The organism is Winogradskyella litorisediminis (assembly GCF_042675765.1).
Taxonomy (GTDB): Bacteria; Bacteroidota; Bacteroidia; order Flavobacteriales; family Flavobacteriaceae; genus Winogradskyella; species Winogradskyella litorisediminis.
Window position 1 is genome coordinate 125,447 of the sequence record NZ_JBHTJL010000016.1, and the last position, 21,264, is coordinate 146,710.

The following is a 21,264-nucleotide window of genomic DNA, read 5'->3' on the forward strand; positions in this document are numbered from 1 at the left end:
TACCTTTTTTAAAGTTAATAAAATAATAAAAGGCCTATCTTTGCCGGTGGTTAAATAGACAAAAAAACTAATTATGAATCTTCAGGATATCTTAGAGCAAAACGTTAAACTAGCTGTAAAAAAACTTTTTTCAGCAGATTTAGAAACTGTAGAATTTCAAGCAACTCGGAAAGAATTTGCTGGCGATATTACGGTTGTGGTTTTTCCAATGTTACGCGTTGTAAAAGGTAATCCTGCTGTTATTGGAGAGCAGATTGGTAAATATTTGGTTGATAATGTAGATTTAGTTTCTGGTTTTAATGTGGTTAAAGGGTTTTTAAATGTTGAAATCAGCGACACATATTATCTCAATTTTTTCAACTCAATTTTAGATAAAAATACCTATGGTTTCTCAGATAAAATAGAAGATAAAGCCATTATGGTAGAGTATTCTTCGCCAAACACTAACAAACCTTTGCATCTAGGTCACATTCGTAACGTTTTGCTAGGTTATAGTGTTTCAGAAATCTTAAAGGCTTCAGGTAAAAAAGTATATAAAACTCAGATTATTAATGACCGTGGTATTCATATTTGTAAAAGTATGTTAGCGTGGACACGTTTTGCTCCAAACGGTAGTGATGGGCTAAAAGAAACACCAAAAACGACTTTTAACGAAGACTTAAAAAAAGGCGATAAGTTAGTTGGAAAGTATTATGTGGAGTTTGATAAAGCTTATAAGTCTGAAATTGAAGATTTAAAAGTTCAAGGTCAATCTGAAGAGGATGCCAAAAAGAATGCCCCAATCCTTCTTGAAGCTCAAGAAATGCTTCGTAAATGGGAAGCTGGCGATGAAGCCGTTGTTTCACTTTGGAAAAAGATGAACGGTTGGGTTTATGATGGTTTTGAAGCGACTTACAAAAATATAGGTGTAGATTTTGATAAATATTATTACGAAAGCGATACATATTTATTAGGCAAAGAATTTATTACCGAAGGTCTAAAAACTGGCGTTTTTTTTAAGAAAGAAGATGGTTCAGTTTGGTGTGATTTAACTGACGATGGACTTGACGAAAAGATAGTTCTTCGTAGCGATGGCACTGCGGTTTATATGACACAAGACATTGGTACTGCCATTCAGCGAATTAAAGATTATCCAGATGTTGGTGGTATGGTTTATACTGTTGGTAATGAGCAAGATTATCACTTTCAAGTGCTGTTTTTAATCTTGAAAAAGTTAGGTTTTGAATGGGCAAAAAACCTCTTTCATTTAAGTTACGGTATGGTAGATTTACCTAGCGGAAAAATGAAGAGTAGAGAAGGTACCGTTGTTGATGCCGATGATTTAATAAAAGAAATGGCAGATACTGCCGAGGAAATTTCAAATGAACTTGGTAAGCTTGAAGGGTATTCTGAAGACGAGAAAAAATCACTGTACAAAATTATTGGTTTAGGAGCGCTTAAATATTACATCTTAAAAGTTGACCCAAAAAAACGCATACTTTTTGATCCGAAAGAATCTATAGATTTTCAAGGCAACACAGGGCCATTTATTCAATATACGTATGCAAGAATTCAGTCGATTTTAAGAAAAGCAAACACAAATTATCAAGTTTCATTAAATTCAGTCGACATGTCTCTCCACGAAAAAGAAAAACAACTTTTGAAACAATTAGAGCAGTTTCCTTTTATTGTGCAAAATTCTGCAGCACAACATAGTCCGGCTTTAGTGGCTAATTACACATACGAGTTGGTAAAAGATTTTAATTCATTTTACCAAAATGTATCCATATTAGGGGCAGATTCTGAAACCGAAAAATCATTTAGAGTTGCTTTGTCTAAAAAAGTTGGTGAAACTATAAAAAATGCATTTAACGTTTTAGGTATTGATGTCCCAGAACGTATGTAGGTTTAAAAGTAGTTTAAAACTGCCCTTTGTATTTTAATGCTTGCTTAATGTGGGCCAAATGATGGTTGCTATGCCATGCATAGGTTCCTATGGTTTCGGCCAAAGTAAAACTTTGTCCATGTTCTGGGTGAATAAACGTTCGTTTTAAATCGTCTTCAGTAAAATTACGAAGTAAAGTATCAAGTTTGTGATGCACACCTTTAAGTATTTGAATTGCTGAATTGATATCATCTTCATAGTCAACTAAAGTTGCCCAACGGTCTTCAAAATATGGACGGATAGTTGGCGTATCTTCTGTAAGTGCTAATTTAAATCTTACAATGCTATTAATATGGCTATCAGCACAATGATGTACAACTTGTTTTATCGTCCAACCTTCAGGTCTGTAATTATAATTTAGCTCAACTTCGTTGAGGTTTTTTGTAATGTCTTCAATTGATTTTGGAAAAGCTTCAATATCTGAAATCCAATTTTTTAAATTAGATTTTGAAATTGTTTTTGGAGCAGAAAAGGTTCCTATTGGATATTTCAACGCTTTAAGTTGTGATGCTGTCATTAAGATTATAATTGAAGAATATTTTAATAAATCTAATCAAAAAAATAAGAGACTACCTGTGATGATAGTCTCTTATCGATTTTTAACTAATAAAATCTAATTAAGAATCAGTTGGTTTTGCAGGAGAAGCAGCTACTGCTAATCCGTAAATCACCAATCCAAAACCTATTTTGTTTACAGCATCTCCGATATTGTATATTACATCCATGTTGAAAGCGCCATTTAAACCGTCATACCAACCTGGAGTTCCAGCCATATATCCTAATGGATAAATTGCCCAACCAACAAGAACAAACCAGCATAATGTTTTGTGTGCTTTTAAAACTGCTCCACCTGCTTGTACAGCTAATTTTTTTGCCTGCCCTAACCAAATATCATAGACAATTACGAAATAAGCTAAACCAGATATTAAGCCCCAAATTTGAGCGTTATCTCTATCTACAGCTTCTCCAAAATATCCAGTGACTAACATCACAACTGATAAAAAGATAAGTCGCCACATTAAAGACTTCTTAGCTCCAGCTACTTTTAAGATTAAATAAAATTCAACACACATAAGCGGTACTGTGAGAACCCAATCTACATATCTAAAAAATGTAGGGGATTCTTCAAAAGCAGCCCAATAATCTCTCATATACCAGTAATGCACTGCTGCAATAAAAGTAATGAGACCAGATACTAGGATTGAAGTTCGCCATTTTTTATCAAAACTTCCCATTGATAAAAAGAAAAAGGCCGAAGCCGCCATCATCGCCATACATCCTACAAAGAATGTAAACCCAACGTAATCATCGGTGGCAATTTGTTTTAAATCGCCCAGCATAAAGAGTAAATTGTTCATAATAATTATAGATTAGTTATTTTGTTTAAGTAAATTTACAAAATGATAAACATAAAATGTTTAACATTTAACATAATATTTTAAACAAAATTTAAATTTGACGTGTTATTTTGAAAAATATTCAAAATTTTAATATTGTAATTACATTTCTTAGCCTTTGGTTAGCCGTATTTTTAAATACAGTAGCTGAAAGTTACTTGGCTTGTTTTTTTATTCTAACTGTAGGACTTCTGCACGGTTCAAATGACATTAAAATAATTAGAACTGTTTTAAAAAATAAGAAGCTTAGTTTTTATAGGACACTTACAATATATGTATCCATAGTTCTATTAGGAATTTTGCTTTTTTTCTTTGTGCCAGCTGTGACATTAATGTTATTTGTTTTAGTTAGCGGGTATCATTTTGGAGAGCAACATTTTCATGATTTACCTATAAAATCTAAAATTATAAAAACACTGCTTTTTACTAGTTATGGTTGTACTATAGTATTTTTGCTACTCTATACTAATGCTGTTGAAAGTATTGAAATTATTCATCAAATAACCGAAATATATATAACGAAACTTATTCTTAAAATTTCTTTTTTTGCTAGTTTGGGATTGTTTATGCTGCTGTTTGGTTTCAACTATAAAAAGTTTAAAAGTCCAATTAGAGAACTTTTCTATTTAGTTGTATTTTTTATTGTATTTAAAACAGCATCATTGTTATGGGCTTTCGCCATTTATTTTGTTATATGGCATTCGTTACCATCAGTAATTCACCAAATCTCATATCTGTCAAAAGAAGTAAATAAAACGACGATTTTAAACTATTTAAAATCATCATTCATTTATTGGTTTGTGTCTGTTGTTGGTCTTTTTATCCTATTACTATTTTTAGTGAAAGAGCAAGATTTATTTTATGGTGTCTTTTTTTCTTTTTTAGCTGCTATTACTTTTCCTCATATTTTTGTTATGACAAAAATTTTTAAACATTAAAATTTTAATCTAAAACTAAAATTTGGGTTAAAACCTAAGGCTGATTCATTATTTTGCACAATCGGTTCGGTTCCATTTCTGGTAAAAAATCTATTTATGGTGTTGTCTTCATCAAATACATTTAAAATAGAAAAACCAACTTCTCCATTGACGTTTTTAGCCACTTCAAAATTATAATTTGCCGAAATATCTAAGCGCATATAATCCTCTATACGTTCATCGTTTGGTGATTTATAAAGTATGGTGCCCGAATTAAATTGATTTTCAGAAGGCTCAGTAAAAGGTCTTCCAGAATGCCAATTTAAACCCGCTGAAATTTTTAAATTATCTAAAACATAAGCCGATGAAATATTAATAACATGTTGAATGTCTATATTATTTGGAAATTCTTCATTGTTATTTAAACTTTGAAACCGATAGTTGTTTTTACTAAATGAATAACTAAACCACGTGCTAAAATTTTTAAATTGTTTGTTGAATAAAAAGTCTATGCCTTTAATGGCATAATCGCCATCAGCGTTTACAAACTGAAATTGATTTTGAAACCCTTGCGATTCTGCACTAATACCTGATACCTTTTTAGTATAAGCCTCAGCACTAACCAGTAAGCCATTGTTTTTATAGTTGATGCCCACGGAAAATTGGTTACTTTTTAAAATTGGAACATCATTACCATTTGATAACTGCCAGCGACGCTTTTCTATACCAAAAAAATCTTGTTGTAAATCTATAAACTGAGTAATACTTTGGCTTTTGATCTCACCTAAAATTTCAAACTTAAAGTAGGATAAAAATTTCTGAGAAAAACTAAAGCGAGGCTCAAAAAGTAATGCATCTAATTTGCCAATATAATTTCCTCTTAATCCTACGCGACCATAAGTGTTTTTTGAAACAGAAGTAAATTCAGCTTCACCGTAAACGCCATGGGTTGATAAAACATTTCGCTCAAATCTTCTAAAATTAGGATTACTTACATCTTCTAAATCAGATACGCTAATGTCGTTAAACTGATAACCATAATTTATGCTTAAATGGTTATCAACAGATTTAAGAAAATTTGCCCTCAGACCAAAATCATTAACTACATTTTCTTGTGTTAAGCTTTGATTGGATTGATTAATGACATTGCTACCAAATAACTGATAATTCGAAAAATAAATTTGTGTGTTAAATTCTGTGCTTTTGTTTATTCTTCGGTCATAAGTTACATTAGCGGCGTAGCTTTTTTGACTTAAATTACTTGTAGTACCTTGGTTAAAATCATCATTTGCACTGTAATCTAATTGATTAAAAATGGTAATTGCATTTACGCGTAATTTTGATTTTTTATCAATATCATACAAAAATTTTAAGCTTGCATCGTAAAAGAAAAAGCTTTCATTTTGTTGTAGTTGCTGTTGTGGTGAATTGTTATTTGAAAGTTGCGAATTATTAAAAATTCGTTCTAAATAATTATCGTAAGTTGGCGTTAAAAGCGCGTCTGTATATGAACGACGTGCAGACACCTGTAAGCCCATTTTGTCTGATAGTTTAAATGAGGAATAACCATCTACACTTAACAGATTAAAACCAGCTCCGGATTTTGTTTTTTCGGTAATATTGTCATCGTTATTAATACTAATTAAGCTTGAAACGCCAGAACCATATTTAGTACGTGTACCATTTAAAGAGACATTTACATTTTGAGTTAAATATGGATTAAATGCAGATATAAGTCCAAAAAAATGACCAGTTTGGTACATTCTAATTCCTTCATAAAGAATTAAATTTTGGTCATTTGTACCACCACGAATATTAATATTAGAAATGCGTTCGTCAACACTTGTAATTCCTGGTAGCGTTTGGATGGTTTGTAAAATATCGGGTTCGCTCAAACCAGGTAAAATTCCAAATTTTTGAGGCGAAATTTCAATAGTACCGTCAATAGATTTTGAAATTCCTTTGGTTAAATAATTTTGGACAAAAACTTCATCAAGACGCTGCAGTTTAACATTAGACAAGTCATTGGTTTTTGGTTTTTCTAAAGCAATAAACCGTTCGTTGAGAACATTAAATATTAGGCCTGTTTTTTTGCTGATATCATCTAAAGTTTGCTGTAATGTAAAATTTTGATTTGGAGGTAAAATGCTAATAGTTTCTATTGTTTCATCAGCAAAAGATATCCTAACATTAAAAGTTTCTTCAACAGATTTTAAGATGGTTTTTAATGGTATTTTAGCTTTATTAGATTGCGAAAAGCAACACATAGAAAATCCTACGATAAAATATAGTATGTTTCTTTTGAAGCTATTCACCTTTAAAAACAATAACATTGTTACGTTTAGTGTAACTGATACCTAAAGGTAAGGTTATTGATTTTAAAGCCAAATCAAGGTTTTTGTGAGTAAAACTTCCTGTGAAATTTTGATTGGTATCAATAGCTTTACTGTCGATTTTAATCTTGTACTGACGTTTTAGTTCAGCTAATACATATTTTAATTTCGTGCTGTTAAAACTACTTTCTTCGTCTAGCCAACTTGGTTTTGTTAGTAATTCCTTTTCGAGATTTGTGTTGGTGTCCGAAAAAACAAATCGTTCGCCAGGTTTTAATTTTAAAGTTTTTGTTTTGTGCGTAACGGCAACCAAGCCTTCAAAGCAAGTTACTTCAAAATAGTTTTCTCTTTGTTTTACGTTAAATTCTGTACCCAAAACTGCAACTTTACCTGCTGAGGTAACAACTTCAAATTTAGAACCTTTGGAAACCTTAAAATAAGCTTCTCCATAAAGCGAAACCTCTCGCTCGTCTTCCCAAGTTTTTTTGTTAAAACTTAAACTCGAAGCAGCATTTAAAACAACATTAGATTCATCTGGTAATGTAATAATTTCGGTTTGGGCAATTTTCGTAGAGAATTCGGTTTCTTGATTTGATGTAAAATAAAACACGCTAAATCCAATAAGTAATACAGCTGCAATTCTAAGCAATGGTTTTAGGACAGATGATTTTTTCTGTGTTTTAAGTTTGGTTTTTAATTCAATAAATTCTTCTTCAGAGTTGTATGATGGAGCTTTATAACCTTCTGTGGCTCTGGAAAGTTTAGTCAAAACTTCATAATCCTCTAAAGCCTCAAAAGCGTTTTGCTCTTCGGTATTAAGATTATGGTCTAGCCATTTTTTTATGAGTTCTTCTCTTTCCATTGTTGTATTATTACTTATATAACAGTTTAGTTGGTTTTTTTCCTACCATTTCAAAAATTTCAATTTTCTACTTCAATCCTTTGCTTTCTTACGATTACTAAATTTCTTCAATTTCTTCTCTTAATTTTTTTAACGCACCGTAGATACGTTTTTCCACAGCTTTAGTAGATATATCTAGTAGCGCTGCAATTTCCTTAAAGCGTTTACCTTCAGCCCGATTCATTAAAAAAGCAACACGCTGCGCTTCGGTAAGCTTGTTTAAAGCATTTTGTAATTTTTGGTTGTATTGTTTCTCTTCAAGTACAAATTCAGGAGATTCGTTTGTACTTAATTTTTGTGGTAGTTTTTGATGTTTTAAAACCACTTTTTGATGTGCAACTGCGTTAAGCATTAAGTTGTTGGCAGTTGTAAATAAAAAGCTCTTAGCCTTTTCTGGTGGTACTTTTTTACAATTATCCCACAATTTTATAAAGGCGTCTTGTACCTTATCTTTTGGGTTAAGGTAATCACCAAATTTGTAATATAAAAAGTCGTGCAAATTTTTAGAATGCTTTCTAAATAACGCACTATAAACGTGTTCTGCACAACTATTTTCGTTTAAGTTTTTTGGCATGAGTTAATTTGGTTGAGTTAAATGTATAAAATTTTTTTTGAGGTAGGAGTTTTTCAATTTCGATTGTTTTATAATAAATCGCTTAAACCAATTGATTATGAAAACCTACTTTAAACATTCAATTTTAATCCTTTTAATTTCACTCTTTTTTGCCTCATGTCAGGACGAAGCTGTGCAGCTCAATCTACCAAATGCTGTAGAAACTATAACTGCAAACTCGGCATTGTCTAACCTAATGTTACGTACCTCTGCTAATACAACTTCAGATGATGATGTGCTCGATAATACGAGTTGTTTTTCGGTAGAATTACCAGTAACTGTAACTATCGGAAACATTACCATTACGATAGAGAATGAAGATGGTTTAGATGAACTCGAAGAACTATTAGAAAGTTTTGAAGGCGAAATCCCTGAATTTGTATTCCCTATTACGATAGTTTCAGCAGATTTTACAGAAACTGTTATCGAAAATCAAGCACAACTCGAAGCTATTATTGAAAGCTGTATTGAGCTAAATTCAATCGATTGTATCGATTTTGTTTATCCTATTTCATTTTCAGAATTTAATACTGACTTTGTTATAATAAACACTGTTACCATAAATTCTAACGCCGAATTATATCCGTATTTAGATAGTTTGGAAGATGACGATGCTAATTTAGTAGCGCTAAATTTTCCTTTAACGCTTCAGTACGCTAATGGGGAAACTCTTGAGGTCAATTCTAATGTTGAATTATCTGATGCCATCGTTGCAGCTTCAGAAGCTTGTGACGATGATGATGAAGACGATTGTGATGTTGATGAGGTAAGATTATCTCTTAAAGAATGTCGTTGGAAAATTGAAGCGTATTCAAGTTTTCCTGAATTTGAAGATTTACAATTTGAGTTTAATGATGACTTTTCATTCGGAATTGTATTTACTGACGGAACAGTTTTAACCGATGATTACACTTGGGAAATCGCACAAACCGATAATGGCTTAATCGTTACCATTAATGCAAACTTTGAGGATATTGGAGGCGAATGGCTTGTGGTAGAGTGTGTCGATGACGAATTATATCTTATCAAAGGTAACCAAACCATGGTTATTGAGAAACATTGCGAAGGTGACCTCGATTGTGACGCCGAAGATTTATCTAACGAATTGGTAGAGTGTTACTGGTTTGCAGGTACAAGTTTGTTAGATACAACAAATAATTTATTTCTCTTTTTTGAAGATGGAACGGTTAAAGTTAATATAGACAACGATTTAGTAGTTATTGGTCAGTGGAATATTGGAGTAGAAGGTAATAGTTTAACTTTAGTATTAAACTTAACTGGAGATTACGAACCACTTTCAGGAGTTTGGGAAGTTACAGATTGTCACGATGGATTTTTCGGATTAGAAAAAGATGGTACAGTTCTTCATCTAGAACAAGATTGTTTTGATAATACAAACCCTTTTGAATGCTATCCTTCTAACGGTGTTACTTTAGAAAAATGCGATGATGATACAGACGGTTTTGCCACTTTTAATATGTATGAAGCTGTGCCAAATTGTAATGTAAATGTACCTGTTCAAATTGGTTTTTATCTTTCAAGTTCTGGGGCAGAAAACAATACCGATGAGTTACAGAATGCAACGGCTTATACAAACACTACTAATCCACAAACGGTTTTTGTAAAAGTAGCCTTGTTTAATAACCCTTCAGAATTTATGATTTATCCTGTGGAGTTAATTGTAAACAATTGTAATGAGCCAAGCCCTTTTGAGTGTTTTGGAAACATAACCTTTGAAATAGAAGAATGTGCAAACGATGCTGGCGAAGCATCTTTCAATCTTGATGCAGGAACTATAGAAACCATTACATGTGGTGTGTCATTTGCTCACTCATTTCATTTTAGTGAGGCTGATGCCCAAAATAATAATTCGCCAATACTAAATTCTACAAATTACTTATCTGTTTCAGGAACAGTATATTTAAGAATTGATGATTTGAATAATGAATTTCAAGTTTATGAAGTTTTCCTAAATGCAATAGATTGTAATCTTTTTCAATGCTTCGAAAGCTTTGATGCGGTTTTAGAACAATGCGACGACAACAATGATGGTGTCGAAGTTTTTAATCTTCCAATTGCATATGATAATTGTACGCCAACAGCAGATGTGGTAAGCTATCACAACACTTTAAGCGACGCGGAGGCAAACTTAAACGCAATTTCAAATCCTGAAGATTATACTTCAACTAATTTAATTGAAACTATATATGTTAGAGTAGAAATTCAAGGGCAAGTCCAAGTTTTTGAGTTGCTTATTAAAATTATAGACTGTACAAATACAGACTGTACCGAAGGAGACGTTGATGGAATATTAAGCGAATGCGTATGGAAGGTAACAGAGTTTAATGGAGATGACCACTTAATAACTTACAGATTAACATTTAATGCCAATCAAGAATTAATTATTACAAATACTGAAAATGACCAAACCGTTAATGCAACGTGGTCAACTTCAACAAATACTTCAGGAAATGTAGACGTTACTTTTGATGGCGTAAACGCAGCTAACATTCAAGCCATAAGTGGAGTTTGGACTATTGTTGAGTGTACAGCTAGTCAACTTATTTTCCATAAAGACGATGAGCAAATGACTTTAGATAGAATTTGTGAATAGATTTTTTAAAACGAAAAAGAAAAATACCGCTTACAGTTTTAGTTTTAGTTCGAAGAGAGTCACTTTTTAAGTGGCTCTTTTTGTTTTTAGTTGTTTAAAAAAGGAGAAGAAACACCTTCGATTATCGTTCGTAAATTCTTAAATTTGCCACTTATTAAATTTGATGGCTATTCCCAAAAGCTATTGGGATAAACTCAAAACTGAATACAAAAAGAACATGTTCAATAATTTAAGTGATAAGTTAGATAAAGCGTTACACGTATTAAAAGGTCACGGTAGTATTACAGAAGTAAATGTCGCCGAAACTTTAAAAGAAGTAAGACGTGCGCTTTTAGATGCCGATGTTAACTTTAAAATTGCCAAGCAATTTACCAATACTGTTAAAGAAAAAGCTTTAGGGCAAAACGTATTAACTACGCTTCAGCCTGGACAATTAATGGTTAAAATTGTTAAGGATGAGCTTACAGAATTAATGGGTGGCGATGCCGAAGGTTTAAATCTTTCCGGCGCACCAAGCGTTATTTTAATGTCTGGTTTGCAAGGTTCTGGTAAAACGACGTTTTCTGGTAAACTTGCTAATTATTTAAAAAATAAAAAAACAAAAAAACCTTTATTGGTGGCTTGTGATGTGTATCGTCCTGCTGCAATAGACCAATTACATGTAGTTGGAGAGCAAATTGGTGTTGAGGTTTTTAGTGATAGAGGTAACACTGACCCAGTAGCGATTTCGCAAGCCGGTATTGCACACGCAAAAGCTAACGGACATAATGTGGTAATTATCGATACTGCAGGTCGTTTGGCTGTCGATGAGGCGATGATGACAGAAATCTCTAACATTCATAAAGCCATTCAGCCACAAGAAACCTTGTTTGTTGTAGATTCTATGACAGGTCAAGATGCTGTAAACACAGCAAAAGCGTTTAATGATGTTTTAAATTTTGATGGTGTAATTCTTACAAAATTAGATGGTGATACCCGCGGTGGTGCGGCGATTTCAATTAAATCTGTCGTTAACAAACCAATTAAGTTTATTGGTACTGGCGAAAAGATGGAAGCTATTGATGTCTTCTATCCATCACGTATGGCAGACAGAATATTGGGAATGGGAGATGTTGTTTCTCTTGTGGAGCGTGCTCAAGAGCAGTTCGATGAACAAGAAGCACGAAAACTCCAGAAGAAGATTGCCAAAAACCAGTTTGGGTTTGATGATTTCTTAAAGCAGATTCAGCAAATCAAAAAAATGGGTAACATGAAAGACTTAATTGGCATGATACCTGGCGCTGGCAAGATGATGAAAGATGTAGATATTGATGACGATGCATTTAAGGGTATTGAAGCTATTATACATTCTATGACGCCAGATGAGCGCTCTAATCCAAGTTTGATGAATGCAAGTCGTAAAAAACGAATAGCTAAAGGCTCTGGTACTTCAGTACAAGAAGTAAATCAGCTATTAAAGCAATTTACGCAAATGAGTAAAATGATGAAGATGATGCAAGGCGGCGGCGGAAAACGTATGATGCAAATGATGAAAAATATGCCACGTTAATACAATTCCTACAAAAACCAACAACAACACAACAACATGACAATTTTAGACGGAAGAAAAACCAGTAACGACATAAAAAACGAAATCAAGGCCGAGGTTGACAAAATGAAAGCCGATGGCGAAAAAGTACCACATTTAGCCGCAGTTATTGTTGGAAATGATGGTGCTAGTTTAACTTATGTTGGCAGTAAAGTTCGTGCCTGCGAACGTGTTGGTTTTGAATCTACAATGGTTCGTATGTCTAACACAACTAGTGAGATTGAACTTCTCGATAAAATTGAAGATTTAAATAATGATGATGATATCGACGGATTTATTATTCAATTGCCGTTACCGCCACAAATAAATACGCAAAAGGTACTCATGGCTGTAAATCCAGATAAAGATGTAGATGGATTTCATCCTATGAATTTTGGAAAAATGGCATTAGATATGTCAACATTTATTCCAGCAACACCATTTGGTATTTTAGAATTGTTAGACCGTTACGGCGTAGAGACAAAAGGGAAACATACAGTTGTGATTGGACGTTCGCATATCGTTGGTCGTCCGATGAGTATTTTGATGGGTCGTAAGGGTTTTCCTGGAAATTCAACGGTGACATTGACACATAGTCACACAAAAAATATTACACAGATTACTTCACAAGCAGATATTATTATTTCGGCATTAGGTGTTCCTAAATTTTTAAAAGCCGAAATGGTAAAAGATGACGCCATTATTATTGATGTAGGAATTACGCGTGTACCAGACGATTCTGAAAAAGGCTACTACATCACAGGTGACGTAGATTTTGAAAACGTTAGTAAAAAAGCTAGTTTTATTACGCCAGTTCCTGGTGGTGTTGGTCCAATGACTATTGCTATGTTGCTTAAAAATACGTTGTTAGCTAGAGAGCAACATAGAAAGCACAATAGATAATTTTAGATAATGTTACAGCCGTTACTTTCTGTCATCAACAATCCAGTTACGATAGGAAGTTTACCGCATATCATTCCAATTTTATTAGCAGTAGCTTTTGCTGTACTTTTCATTAGATTTTCAAAACAAAAGTTAGCATTACTTCAGCAACAAAAAACGATTCATCTTTTTGCATGTCTTGTTTCACTTATAGTATTCAGTTATCATCTTTTTCTAATTGCCAAAGGAACTTATAATTTTAGAACAGATTTGCCATTGTATCTCTGTAGTCTATTAGCACTCGTTTGCCCTATTTTCACCCATTATCGTAGCTATTGGATGTTCGAAATCTTACTGTTTTGGATAATTGGCGGAACACTTCAAGGTGTAATTACTCCAGATATTTCAGGCGGTTTTCCGAGTTTCGATTATTTTAGATATTGGACGGTTCATCTCGGATTACTCATTATTATTTTCTATTTCATTTTTGTTTTTAAAATGAAACCTAGATTAAAAAGTGTTTTTAAATCATTTTTCGCATTACAGGTTTATGTGGTAATTATGATGATTTTAAATTACCTGCTTAATGCCAACTATTTTTATCTTAATCAAAAACCAAAATCAGCATCTTTATTAGATTATTTTGGCGATTGGCCCTATTATATTCTGATTGGTCAGTTGATAGTTATTCCTCTATTTTTATTGATTTATTTACCTTTTAAGCTTAGAAATAGAATGAATAATTTAAAATAATTTTAAAAGAAAAGCCAGTAGAACATTTGTCCACTGGCTCTTTGCTTTTAAATATTTTCAGGTTTTATTCCCAAGTCATTTTATTTAACCAATATCTATTCCCGTTGGTTGCAACAAAATAAATAAGGTTGTAGTTGTCAACCGCTTTTAATGATTTTGGCACTAAATACGATGTTGATGTACTCGTGTTATCTTTATATTTTGTGGGTAATGTGTTGTAGGTTGTCTTTTCGGCATTGTCATAAAAACCTGCCACTGTAAATGTAGATTTGTTATAAAATAACTTAACACCGCCATTCATTGGTAAAGCAGCTACTGATGCGCGTTCGCTTTGTGCATTTTTAAAAGTGTTAGCATTGTTCAAAACGTTCATTTCCTTTAAAGTACCGTTGGTGTTTAAATGAATAATTGCTGTTGGTCCATGCGTGTACATGTAATCTAACTCTGTAGAATTACCTTCTTTAAACTTGCTGCTATAGGTTTGTTTTTCTCCGACAATGAATAAATCATCACCAAAAACGTGCGTAAATACAGGCGTAACACTAGCCAAATCTTTTACTGGTTTACCATCGACCATAAATTTGTGTTGACCAATAATTTTAGAATCGTTGATGCTGTATAAAAACACTCCCGAAGTTTCATTACCTTCATCAGAAGTGTTTTTAACATAAGGTACTTTGCCTTCATAATAAAAACCTGCCAATAAATTATCTGTACCAACATTAACTAAGGTTGTATTTCTAACAAAGAAATTCGGCGTAGAAATCAACGTTTCAGTTTTGTTATCGCCATTAATAGTTACTAAAGTTGAAGTGGCTTTTTTAGTACTATACTTGTGACGTTTTACCAAATGTACTGTACCATCATTTGCTACATGTACATCTTGGTTGTGTGCGCGTTCGCTATCTAAACCAATAGTATGTGTCGCGTTCCATTGCTCATCAAGATTTGTGTTAAAAACCCAAACCTTTACTTTTTCTTGGGTTTTCTTAACGAAAGGCATATTCGCCAAAACCACAATTTGTTGTTTGTTTTCTGATACATTTACTTCAACTTGTCCAGATTTTGAATACGATTCAATTGGGTAACTCGCAATGATTTTTAATTCTGAAACTGCGTTACTTTCCAAATTATAAACCTGAGCATAAATATTTCTAATACCTTGCTTTTTGCTCATTGAGTTAGATATAAAAATCAAATCCTTTTCAAGCTCAATGACTTTATCTAAATCTGCAGCACGTTGTTCTAACTTTGGTAAATTGAAACGTATTGTGCCAGCTTGTTGAAGCTGTTGGTCATATTTAGTGATTGTAATTTCTTTCTGATTATCAAGAAATACGTTTTTTAAATAACTGTAAGTCGAAAATCCGTAAGGCGTTGCAAACACAACCTCAGTTACTTCGTTTTCGTGGTTTTTTTCAAACTGCGTACTCGATTCAATTTTAAATTCTTGTGCGAATCCAATACTGAAACTCAGTGCCAATAAAAACGTAAAGAAGTTTTTCATTATAATTTATATATCTGAGTTTCTAAATTAGCTAATCGTGTTTCTTCACTAGAACTTAAATCTAAATCAATGCGCTTGTCTTGTAAAGCAGATAAAGTAGCTTCAGCCTTTTCTTTCTGTCCTAACTGTGTCTGAATAGTTAAAAGGTTGAAGAAAATAGATTTAGCAATATCAGCATTATATGTTGCCTTTTTATCTGAATAATCTACCTTTTCTAATTCGGCTTGCCAAAGCGCTTCTGCTTTTTCAATTTCGGCAATTGCTGCATTTCTTCGGTCAACAGATGTGTTTTTTGTCATTTTTCTTAATGCTGAAATCGCAGTAATTTTCGCTTTTTCTAAACCGTCGTATTCACGTTTTTTGTTTTTAGGAAACTCAATCGAGATCGATTTTTGTACTGGTGTATAACCATAATTTTCATTAATATACTTTTCAATTTCAGCTAAAGTCTTATTCACGTTATCTTTTTCGTAACGGTTTAAATTAATCGTGTTTGAAGATGATGCGGTTAAAAACTTAGACTCGTCGCCAAAAACTTTTTCTGAAATAATTCCATTAGATGTAGAAATAGATAAAGTAGTTGGTTGCTTGTAAAAAGTTTGTCCAGCATTTTCTTGAAACTCCATTTTACTCATATTAATGGTAAATGTCACACCTTCGCCTTTATCAAAACCATTTAGTTTAATATTATCTTCCAATGCTTCTTTGTCAAAAATTAAGTAATCTGCCAAACGAGGTTCTTGATATTGTGGTTTGCGAGGTTCAACATACGTTGGTTTTGCAGGTGTTTTTAAAACTGGTTTTTTGCCTTGATCTGTTAATGCTAAACGCTCTAAAAGCGAAAGTGATTTAAAATGCTTCATTTCGCTTTCGTAATTTTCTTTTGCTTGGGCAACTTCGGCATCGTGATTATCCAATTTTGATTGAAAATCTATTTTGCTTTGCTTTAGTACATTTTGGTATTCAGCTTTTTCAGCTTCAAAATCTTTTAATGATTGTGCTTTAACATCATCAACTGTCATTGTGTACGGAATATTTACAATAACATCGTAGCTTTTTATAGAAGCATCGAGCTTTTCTTTTGGCTCAATAATATTAAAATAGGTAATTTTTTCTTCTAAAATTCGCTGACCAAAAACATTGATAGTTAGCAGTAAAAATAGAATATGTAAGTAAAATTTCATATTTAAAAATTTTCAGCAAAAATAATTTTTAAAATGAAAAATATGGGTAATTCCTTAAATATTATACGCTTACTTAGCAAAAAGCTGGCTTAAATCTTTAAAAGCTTTAAATTCTAAAGCATTGCCACTTGGGTCTTTAAAGAACATAGTAGCTTGTTCGCCAACTAAACCTTCAAAGCGTATATACGGTTCTATAATAAAATTAATACCTTTTGATTTCAATAGCTTAGAAAATTCTTGAAACTTTTCCCAAGGTAGAACCACGCCAAAATGAGGAACTGGTACGGCCTTGCCATCAACAGCATTAGTCGGCGCTTCTGGTTTTTGCTCATCACTTAGGTGAATAACTAATTGATGTCCAAAAAAATTATAATCGACCCAATGGCTGCTGCTTCTGCCTTCTTCAAGGTTTAAGATGTTGGTATAGAAATTTCTGCACAATTCTAAATCATGTACAGGAATTGCCAAATGAAAAGGTGATAAAGTACTCATTAATTATTTCTTTTTTTGTGTTGTTTGGCATCAAACGTTTTTTTACTTTCACTAATAAGGTTACTCAATTCTTTAAATTCTTCATTTGTTAATTCGCGATATTTTCCAAGTGGAACATCCAAGTGAATATTCATTATTCGGATGCGCTTAAGAGTTTGAACTTCATAATTCAAATAATCACACATTCTACGAATTTGACGGTTTAAACCTTGTGTTAATATAATACTGAAGGTGAATTTGTCAATACGTTTTACCTTACATTTTTTGGTGCGTTGTCCTAATTCTTCAATGTAAATTCCGCCAGCCATACGCTCAATAAAAGTTTGAGAAATTGGCTTGTCAACGGTAACCACATATTCTTTTTCGTGATTATTACTGGCACGAAGAATTTTATTTACGATATCTCCATCATCTGTAAGAAGAATTAATCCTTCACTGGGTTTATCTAAACGACCGATAGGGAAAATACGCTTGTGATAGCCAATAAAGTCGATAATATTATCTTTTTCAACACGTGTATCTGTAGTGCAAACGATACCTACAGGTTTGTTAAAGGCCAAATAGGTAAAGGCTTGTTTGCGTTCGCCAATAACTTCGCCATCTACTTTAACTACGTCGCCTTCGGCAACTTTGGTTCCCATTTCTGGAACCACGTCATTAATTGTTACACGACCAGCATCGATAAGTTTATCGGCAGCGCGGCGTGAGCAATAACCAGCTTCGCTTAGAAATTTGTTGAGACGTGTTAAGTTTTCTGACATATAGCAAAAATACAATAAAGATTAGGCTTTAATAAATTCAATTATTTGAGGAATTGTTGACTCGCCTCTTAAACCATGACCTTGGCCTTTTGTAGTAATTAAATTTCCGTTTTTGTAATGTTTTTGAAAAAGAAGTGCATCTTCATAAGGAATTATTTTATCATTTTTATCATGAATGATAAGCGTTTCTACATCTAAATCTTCGATAAATTTTGCAGCCGAAAAATAATCGGTAGTCATCCCAAAGCGTTCTTCAACCAACTTATCCATAGTTTTAGAAATTCGGTTGTTATAACCCATCATATCTTTATATCTGCCAAAAACACCAACAAAATGAGCAGGTGCGCCCAAACTCACGAGCTTTTTTACGCTTGGTAAATCATTCTGAAACAAACAAAAAATACTTGCCATACCGCCAACAGAGTGGCCGATTAATACGTCTGGATTGTAAATTTTTGCAACTTCATTAATACAATTTGAATACAACACAGCATTAAATAATTTACCGTCAGAAAAACCGTGCGCAGGTGCATCTAGAGCAATAATGTTATAATTTTCATCTTTCAGTTTTTCTAAAATATAAGACCAACGCGAGGCGTTACTTTCCCAACCGTGAGCTAAAAGCACTGTTTTTCCTTTGCCTTTCCAATGGTAAACAGCGATGCTTAAATCTTGATAAGAAATTGTATTTTTTTTGGCATCTTTGATAAAGCTTTCTTGTTCTAAAGAATAACGCCCTTTTCTTGGTGTAGAAAACAATTTTAAAGCTTTGTTTGAAGCATATCTTGCCGAAATGTAGCTTGCTGCATTAAGTGTGTTTCCTATAGATTTTATAATGAAATTACTCATATTTACTCGGCTTCGCGATTTACCGCTTCCATAGAAAATGCTGGTAAGCAAATGGCTAAATATTCGCAAGGTTCTGTAAACGGATTACTGTACTGAAGCCTTGTGTTTTTATCTACTTTGATAGATTGACCAGCTTCTAAAACAATTGTTTCGCCATCAATGATAAATTGTTTTTTTCCTTTTATGATGAAGGTGTACTCATCAAATTCTGGGGTCTGAAACGGCTCAGACCAACCAGCTGGCGCAACCATGTGCGCAATACTGATTTCAGAATTTCCGTCTGTGGCGTTACCAAAATGTTCTTTTATGATTTTGCCGTCAGTTGTTGGAACAATAAATGGCGAATTTTGAATTTTATATTTTTTAGACATTGTAAAATTTTAATATATTCTGTCACATTGAGCGCAGTCGAAATGCTAAGAAGAATTATTTTTCAAAAATACTTAATAAATACATCAACTTGGGTCGAATCTGAGATTTGAGTCGAATCAATTTTAACTCCAAAATTAAATCTCTTCTTTAACTTTTTTTTGTCAATTATAAAGCTAGATTTTATGGCATCAACTTCTAGATAAAGTGCATTCAATTCGTTTTTAATTTCTGAAATTTTATAAGCATTTTTAATATCGATGTAGTAGCTGTTATTAGAAATACCTTCTGCAGTTTTATAACGGCTATCCAAAAGTTTTATATAGTCGATTTTCGCCATAGAATCCAGGGCATCTGTTGGGTAAATACTCAACAAATGATTGCCGTTTTTCTCGAAAATTTCAATAGCATTTAAGCCACCAATAAAGCTGTCGTCTTCTTTATAATTGACAATAGAATCGTTTTTAAATATAAATTTTAAATCTTTTACTAATGTTGAATCGGTGACCAAACCCACATTTTGGCTATTTACTTCAAATAACTTTGAGTCTTCTTTTTTTGAAGCATCACAATTTATTAAAAGAAAAAACAGGAGTAAAACGTTTAAAGATTTCATTAAGGAGTTAACGCATCATCTTGGTTAAAATTCCGAGAACGCTTCTAATTACTGTCGGACTCGTCAATACTTTTAATAATGGGTTTTGTTTGGTTGAACGTCGTCGGCTTGTAGTTGCTTTTCGTTTTGATTCTGCTTCTTTAAGCTTCGCTTTTTCTTCAGCAGCTTTTGCTTTTGCCTCTTCGGCTTCAGCTTGCTTAATCTTTTCATTAAGCATTTCGTAAGCACTTTCGCGGTCAATCTCTTTGTTGTACTTCTTTGCTAATTGAGAGTTTGACAACAATTGGCTCAATTCTCGGTCCGTTAAAATATCCATTCGGCTCATTGGCGCTCGCATCATGGTAGCTGCCAATGGCGTTGGTTTTCCTTTTTCGTCTAAGGCAGAAACTAAGGCTTCGCCAATTCCTAATGAGGTTAAAACTTCAGCGGTATCGTAATAATCGGTATCTGGATAATTTTGTGCTGTGAGCTTAATTGCTTTTCTATCTTTAGCGGTGAATGCACGTAAGGCATGCTGTACTTTTAATCCTAATTGACCGAGCACTTCTTCAGGAACATCGGTTGGATTTTGAGTCACAAAATACAATCCAACACCTTTACTTCTAATCAGTTTTACAATACTTTCAATCTGATTTAAGAGTGCATCAGAAGCTTCATTAAAAATCAAATGCGCTTCATCAATAAACATAATAAGTTCCGGTCTTCCGCTATCTCCTTGTTCTGGAAATGTCGAATATATTTCAGCCAACAAACTCAACATAAAAGTTGAAAATAACTTTGGTTTATCTTGGATATCCGTCAAGCGAATAATATTAATATAACCACGACCATTCTCGTCAATACGTTGCAAATCTGCCGTATCAAAAGAGGTTTCTCCGAAGAATAAATCGCCACCTTGTTGTTCAATTTCAATCAGTTTTCTTAAGATTGCTCCAGTTGAAGCAGTTGAAATTCGTCCATAAGCTTCTTCAAATTCCTTCTTGCCTTCGCCTGTGGCATATTGTAGAATTTTTTTGAAATCTTTGATATCTAAAAGTGGCAGTTGATTGTCGTCACAATATTTAAAAATCACTGAGATAATTCCTGCTTGCGTTTCGGTAACATCGAGAATTCTTGAGATTAAAACTGGGCCAAATTCACTAATTGTAGCACGAAGACGCACACCATCTTGCTCTGAAAGTGTCATAATTTCCACTGGAAATTTTTTAGCATCAAACGGTAAACCTATCTTTTCGTGACGCTCATCAATTTTTGGATGTCCAGGACTTGGTTGTGCTAATCCACTTAAATCGCCTTTAATATCCATGAGTAACACGGGAATTCCTTTTTCGGATAAATTTTCGGCAAGAACCTGGAGCGTCTTTGTTTTTCCTGTGCCAGTAGCACCAGCAATTAAACCGTGACGGTTCATGGTTTTTAACGGAACATTTACAAAGGCATTGGTCATGGTTTCGCCGTCTAGCATTGCTGCGCCAAGGGTAATGTAGTCGCCTTTAAAGGTATTGCCATCGTTTATGTGTTTAATAAAAGTGTCTTTATTGCTCATTCTCTCAAAATTTTTATAAAAATACTGTAATTTTAATCA

Annotated in this window: 19 protein-coding genes; 6 read left to right on the forward strand and 13 right to left on the reverse strand. The window is 33.2% G+C overall.

Annotation, left to right across the window (positions count from 1 at the left end; genetic code table 11):
- Positions 1 to 73: 73 nt before the first annotated feature.
- On the forward strand, positions 74 to 1,885 hold the full coding sequence (gene argS, locus ACFQ1Q_RS11725) for an arginine--tRNA ligase (RefSeq protein ID WP_386131622.1): 1,812 nt from the start codon (positions 74 to 76) through the stop codon (positions 1,883 to 1,885).
- Between the two features lie 13 nt (positions 1,886 to 1,898).
- Here argS and ACFQ1Q_RS11730 read toward each other — a convergent pair whose 3' ends face one another.
- The gene (locus ACFQ1Q_RS11730) at positions 1,899 to 2,441 is read right to left on the reverse strand and encodes a YfiT family bacillithiol transferase (RefSeq protein ID WP_386131625.1); all 543 of its coding nucleotides are present in this window, start codon (positions 2,439 to 2,441) and stop codon (positions 1,899 to 1,901) included.
- A 100-nt stretch (positions 2,442 to 2,541) separates the two neighbouring features.
- Positions 2,542 to 3,282 (reverse strand): bacteriorhodopsin-like, encoded by a 741-nt coding sequence (locus ACFQ1Q_RS11735; protein ID WP_386131628.1) that lies wholly within the window; start codon positions 3,280 to 3,282, stop codon positions 2,542 to 2,544.
- Between the two features lie 110 nt (positions 3,283 to 3,392).
- Between ACFQ1Q_RS11735 and ACFQ1Q_RS11740 the strand changes: the two genes are divergently transcribed.
- Complete coding sequence (locus tag ACFQ1Q_RS11740) at positions 3,393 to 4,259, forward strand: Brp/Blh family beta-carotene 15,15'-dioxygenase (protein ID WP_386131631.1); 867 nt, start codon at positions 3,393 to 3,395, stop codon at positions 4,257 to 4,259.
- On the opposite strand, the gene ACFQ1Q_RS11745 is transcribed toward ACFQ1Q_RS11740, so the two are convergent.
- The 3 genes from ACFQ1Q_RS11745 to ACFQ1Q_RS11755 all read right to left on the reverse strand — a co-directional run bounded on the left by ACFQ1Q_RS11745 (position 4,256) and on the right by ACFQ1Q_RS11755 (position 8,046).
- Complete coding sequence (locus ACFQ1Q_RS11745) at positions 4,256 to 6,571, reverse strand: TonB-dependent receptor plug domain-containing protein (RefSeq protein ID WP_386131634.1); 2,316 nt, start codon at positions 6,569 to 6,571, stop codon at positions 4,256 to 4,258. The genes ACFQ1Q_RS11740 and ACFQ1Q_RS11745 overlap by 4 nt on opposite strands.
- Positions 6,546 to 7,433: a FecR family protein gene (locus tag ACFQ1Q_RS11750; RefSeq protein WP_386131637.1), complete on the reverse strand. Its 888-nt coding sequence runs from the start codon at positions 7,431 to 7,433 to the stop codon at positions 6,546 to 6,548. The genes ACFQ1Q_RS11745 and ACFQ1Q_RS11750 overlap by 26 nt, the downstream gene beginning before the upstream one ends.
- A 97-nt stretch (positions 7,434 to 7,530) precedes the next feature.
- Entirely contained in the window at positions 7,531 to 8,046 is a 516-nt protein-coding gene (locus ACFQ1Q_RS11755) for an RNA polymerase sigma factor (RefSeq protein WP_386131640.1), read from the reverse strand.
- A gap of 97 nt (positions 8,047 to 8,143) precedes the next feature.
- Here ACFQ1Q_RS11755 and ACFQ1Q_RS11760 point away from each other — a divergent pair, with 97 nt between their 5' ends.
- The 4 genes from ACFQ1Q_RS11760 (at position 8,144) to ACFQ1Q_RS11775 (ending at position 13,901) form a co-directional block, all read left to right on the forward strand.
- Positions 8,144 to 10,699 (forward strand): hypothetical protein, encoded by a 2,556-nt coding sequence (locus tag ACFQ1Q_RS11760; protein ID WP_386131643.1) that lies wholly within the window; start codon positions 8,144 to 8,146, stop codon positions 10,697 to 10,699.
- 217 nt (positions 10,700 to 10,916) lie between these two features.
- Positions 10,917 to 12,248 (forward strand): signal recognition particle protein, encoded by a 1,332-nt coding sequence (gene ffh / locus ACFQ1Q_RS11765; protein ID WP_386131645.1) that lies wholly within the window; start codon positions 10,917 to 10,919, stop codon positions 12,246 to 12,248.
- A gap of 36 nt (positions 12,249 to 12,284) precedes the next feature.
- Complete coding sequence (locus ACFQ1Q_RS11770; protein ID WP_386131648.1) at positions 12,285 to 13,169, forward strand: bifunctional 5,10-methylenetetrahydrofolate dehydrogenase/5,10-methenyltetrahydrofolate cyclohydrolase; 885 nt, start codon at positions 12,285 to 12,287, stop codon at positions 13,167 to 13,169.
- 9 nt (positions 13,170 to 13,178) lie between these two features.
- Positions 13,179 to 13,901, forward strand: a complete 723-nt coding sequence (locus ACFQ1Q_RS11775) for a YwaF family protein (protein WP_386131651.1) — start codon at positions 13,179 to 13,181, stop codon at positions 13,899 to 13,901.
- A gap of 64 nt (positions 13,902 to 13,965) precedes the next feature.
- Here ACFQ1Q_RS11775 and ACFQ1Q_RS11780 read toward each other — a convergent pair whose 3' ends face one another.
- The 8 genes from ACFQ1Q_RS11780 to ACFQ1Q_RS11815 all read right to left on the reverse strand — a co-directional run bounded on the left by ACFQ1Q_RS11780 (position 13,966) and on the right by ACFQ1Q_RS11815 (position 21,225).
- Positions 13,966 to 15,408 carry a hypothetical protein gene (locus tag ACFQ1Q_RS11780; protein WP_386131654.1) on the reverse strand — a complete coding sequence of 481 codons (1,443 nt, stop codon included), beginning with the start codon at positions 15,406 to 15,408 and terminating at the stop codon, positions 13,966 to 13,968.
- Entirely contained in the window at positions 15,408 to 16,592 is a 1,185-nt protein-coding gene (locus ACFQ1Q_RS11785; RefSeq protein ID WP_386131656.1) for a hypothetical protein, read from the reverse strand. The genes ACFQ1Q_RS11780 and ACFQ1Q_RS11785 overlap by 1 nt, the downstream gene beginning before the upstream one ends.
- A gap of 69 nt (positions 16,593 to 16,661) precedes the next feature.
- Complete coding sequence (locus tag ACFQ1Q_RS11790) at positions 16,662 to 17,084, reverse strand: VOC family protein (protein ID WP_386131659.1); 423 nt, start codon at positions 17,082 to 17,084, stop codon at positions 16,662 to 16,664.
- Positions 17,084 to 17,845 carry a 23S rRNA pseudouridine(2604) synthase RluF gene (gene rluF / locus ACFQ1Q_RS11795; protein WP_386131662.1) on the reverse strand — a complete coding sequence of 254 codons (762 nt, stop codon included), beginning with the start codon at positions 17,843 to 17,845 and terminating at the stop codon, positions 17,084 to 17,086. The genes ACFQ1Q_RS11790 and rluF overlap by 1 nt, the downstream gene beginning before the upstream one ends.
- A gap of 21 nt (positions 17,846 to 17,866) precedes the next feature.
- On the reverse strand, positions 17,867 to 18,694 hold the full coding sequence (locus ACFQ1Q_RS11800) for an alpha/beta fold hydrolase (RefSeq protein WP_386131665.1): 828 nt from the start codon (positions 18,692 to 18,694) through the stop codon (positions 17,867 to 17,869).
- 2 nt (positions 18,695 to 18,696) lie between these two features.
- Positions 18,697 to 19,065: a cupin domain-containing protein gene (locus tag ACFQ1Q_RS11805; protein WP_386131667.1), complete on the reverse strand. Its 369-nt coding sequence runs from the start codon at positions 19,063 to 19,065 to the stop codon at positions 18,697 to 18,699.
- 62 nt (positions 19,066 to 19,127) lie between these two features.
- Positions 19,128 to 19,679: a hypothetical protein gene (locus ACFQ1Q_RS11810; RefSeq protein ID WP_386131670.1), complete on the reverse strand. Its 552-nt coding sequence runs from the start codon at positions 19,677 to 19,679 to the stop codon at positions 19,128 to 19,130.
- A 7-nt stretch (positions 19,680 to 19,686) separates the two neighbouring features.
- Positions 19,687 to 21,225 (reverse strand): helicase HerA-like domain-containing protein, encoded by a 1,539-nt coding sequence (locus ACFQ1Q_RS11815; RefSeq protein ID WP_386131672.1) that lies wholly within the window; start codon positions 21,223 to 21,225, stop codon positions 19,687 to 19,689.
- Between the last annotated feature and the right edge of the window lie 39 nt (positions 21,226 to 21,264).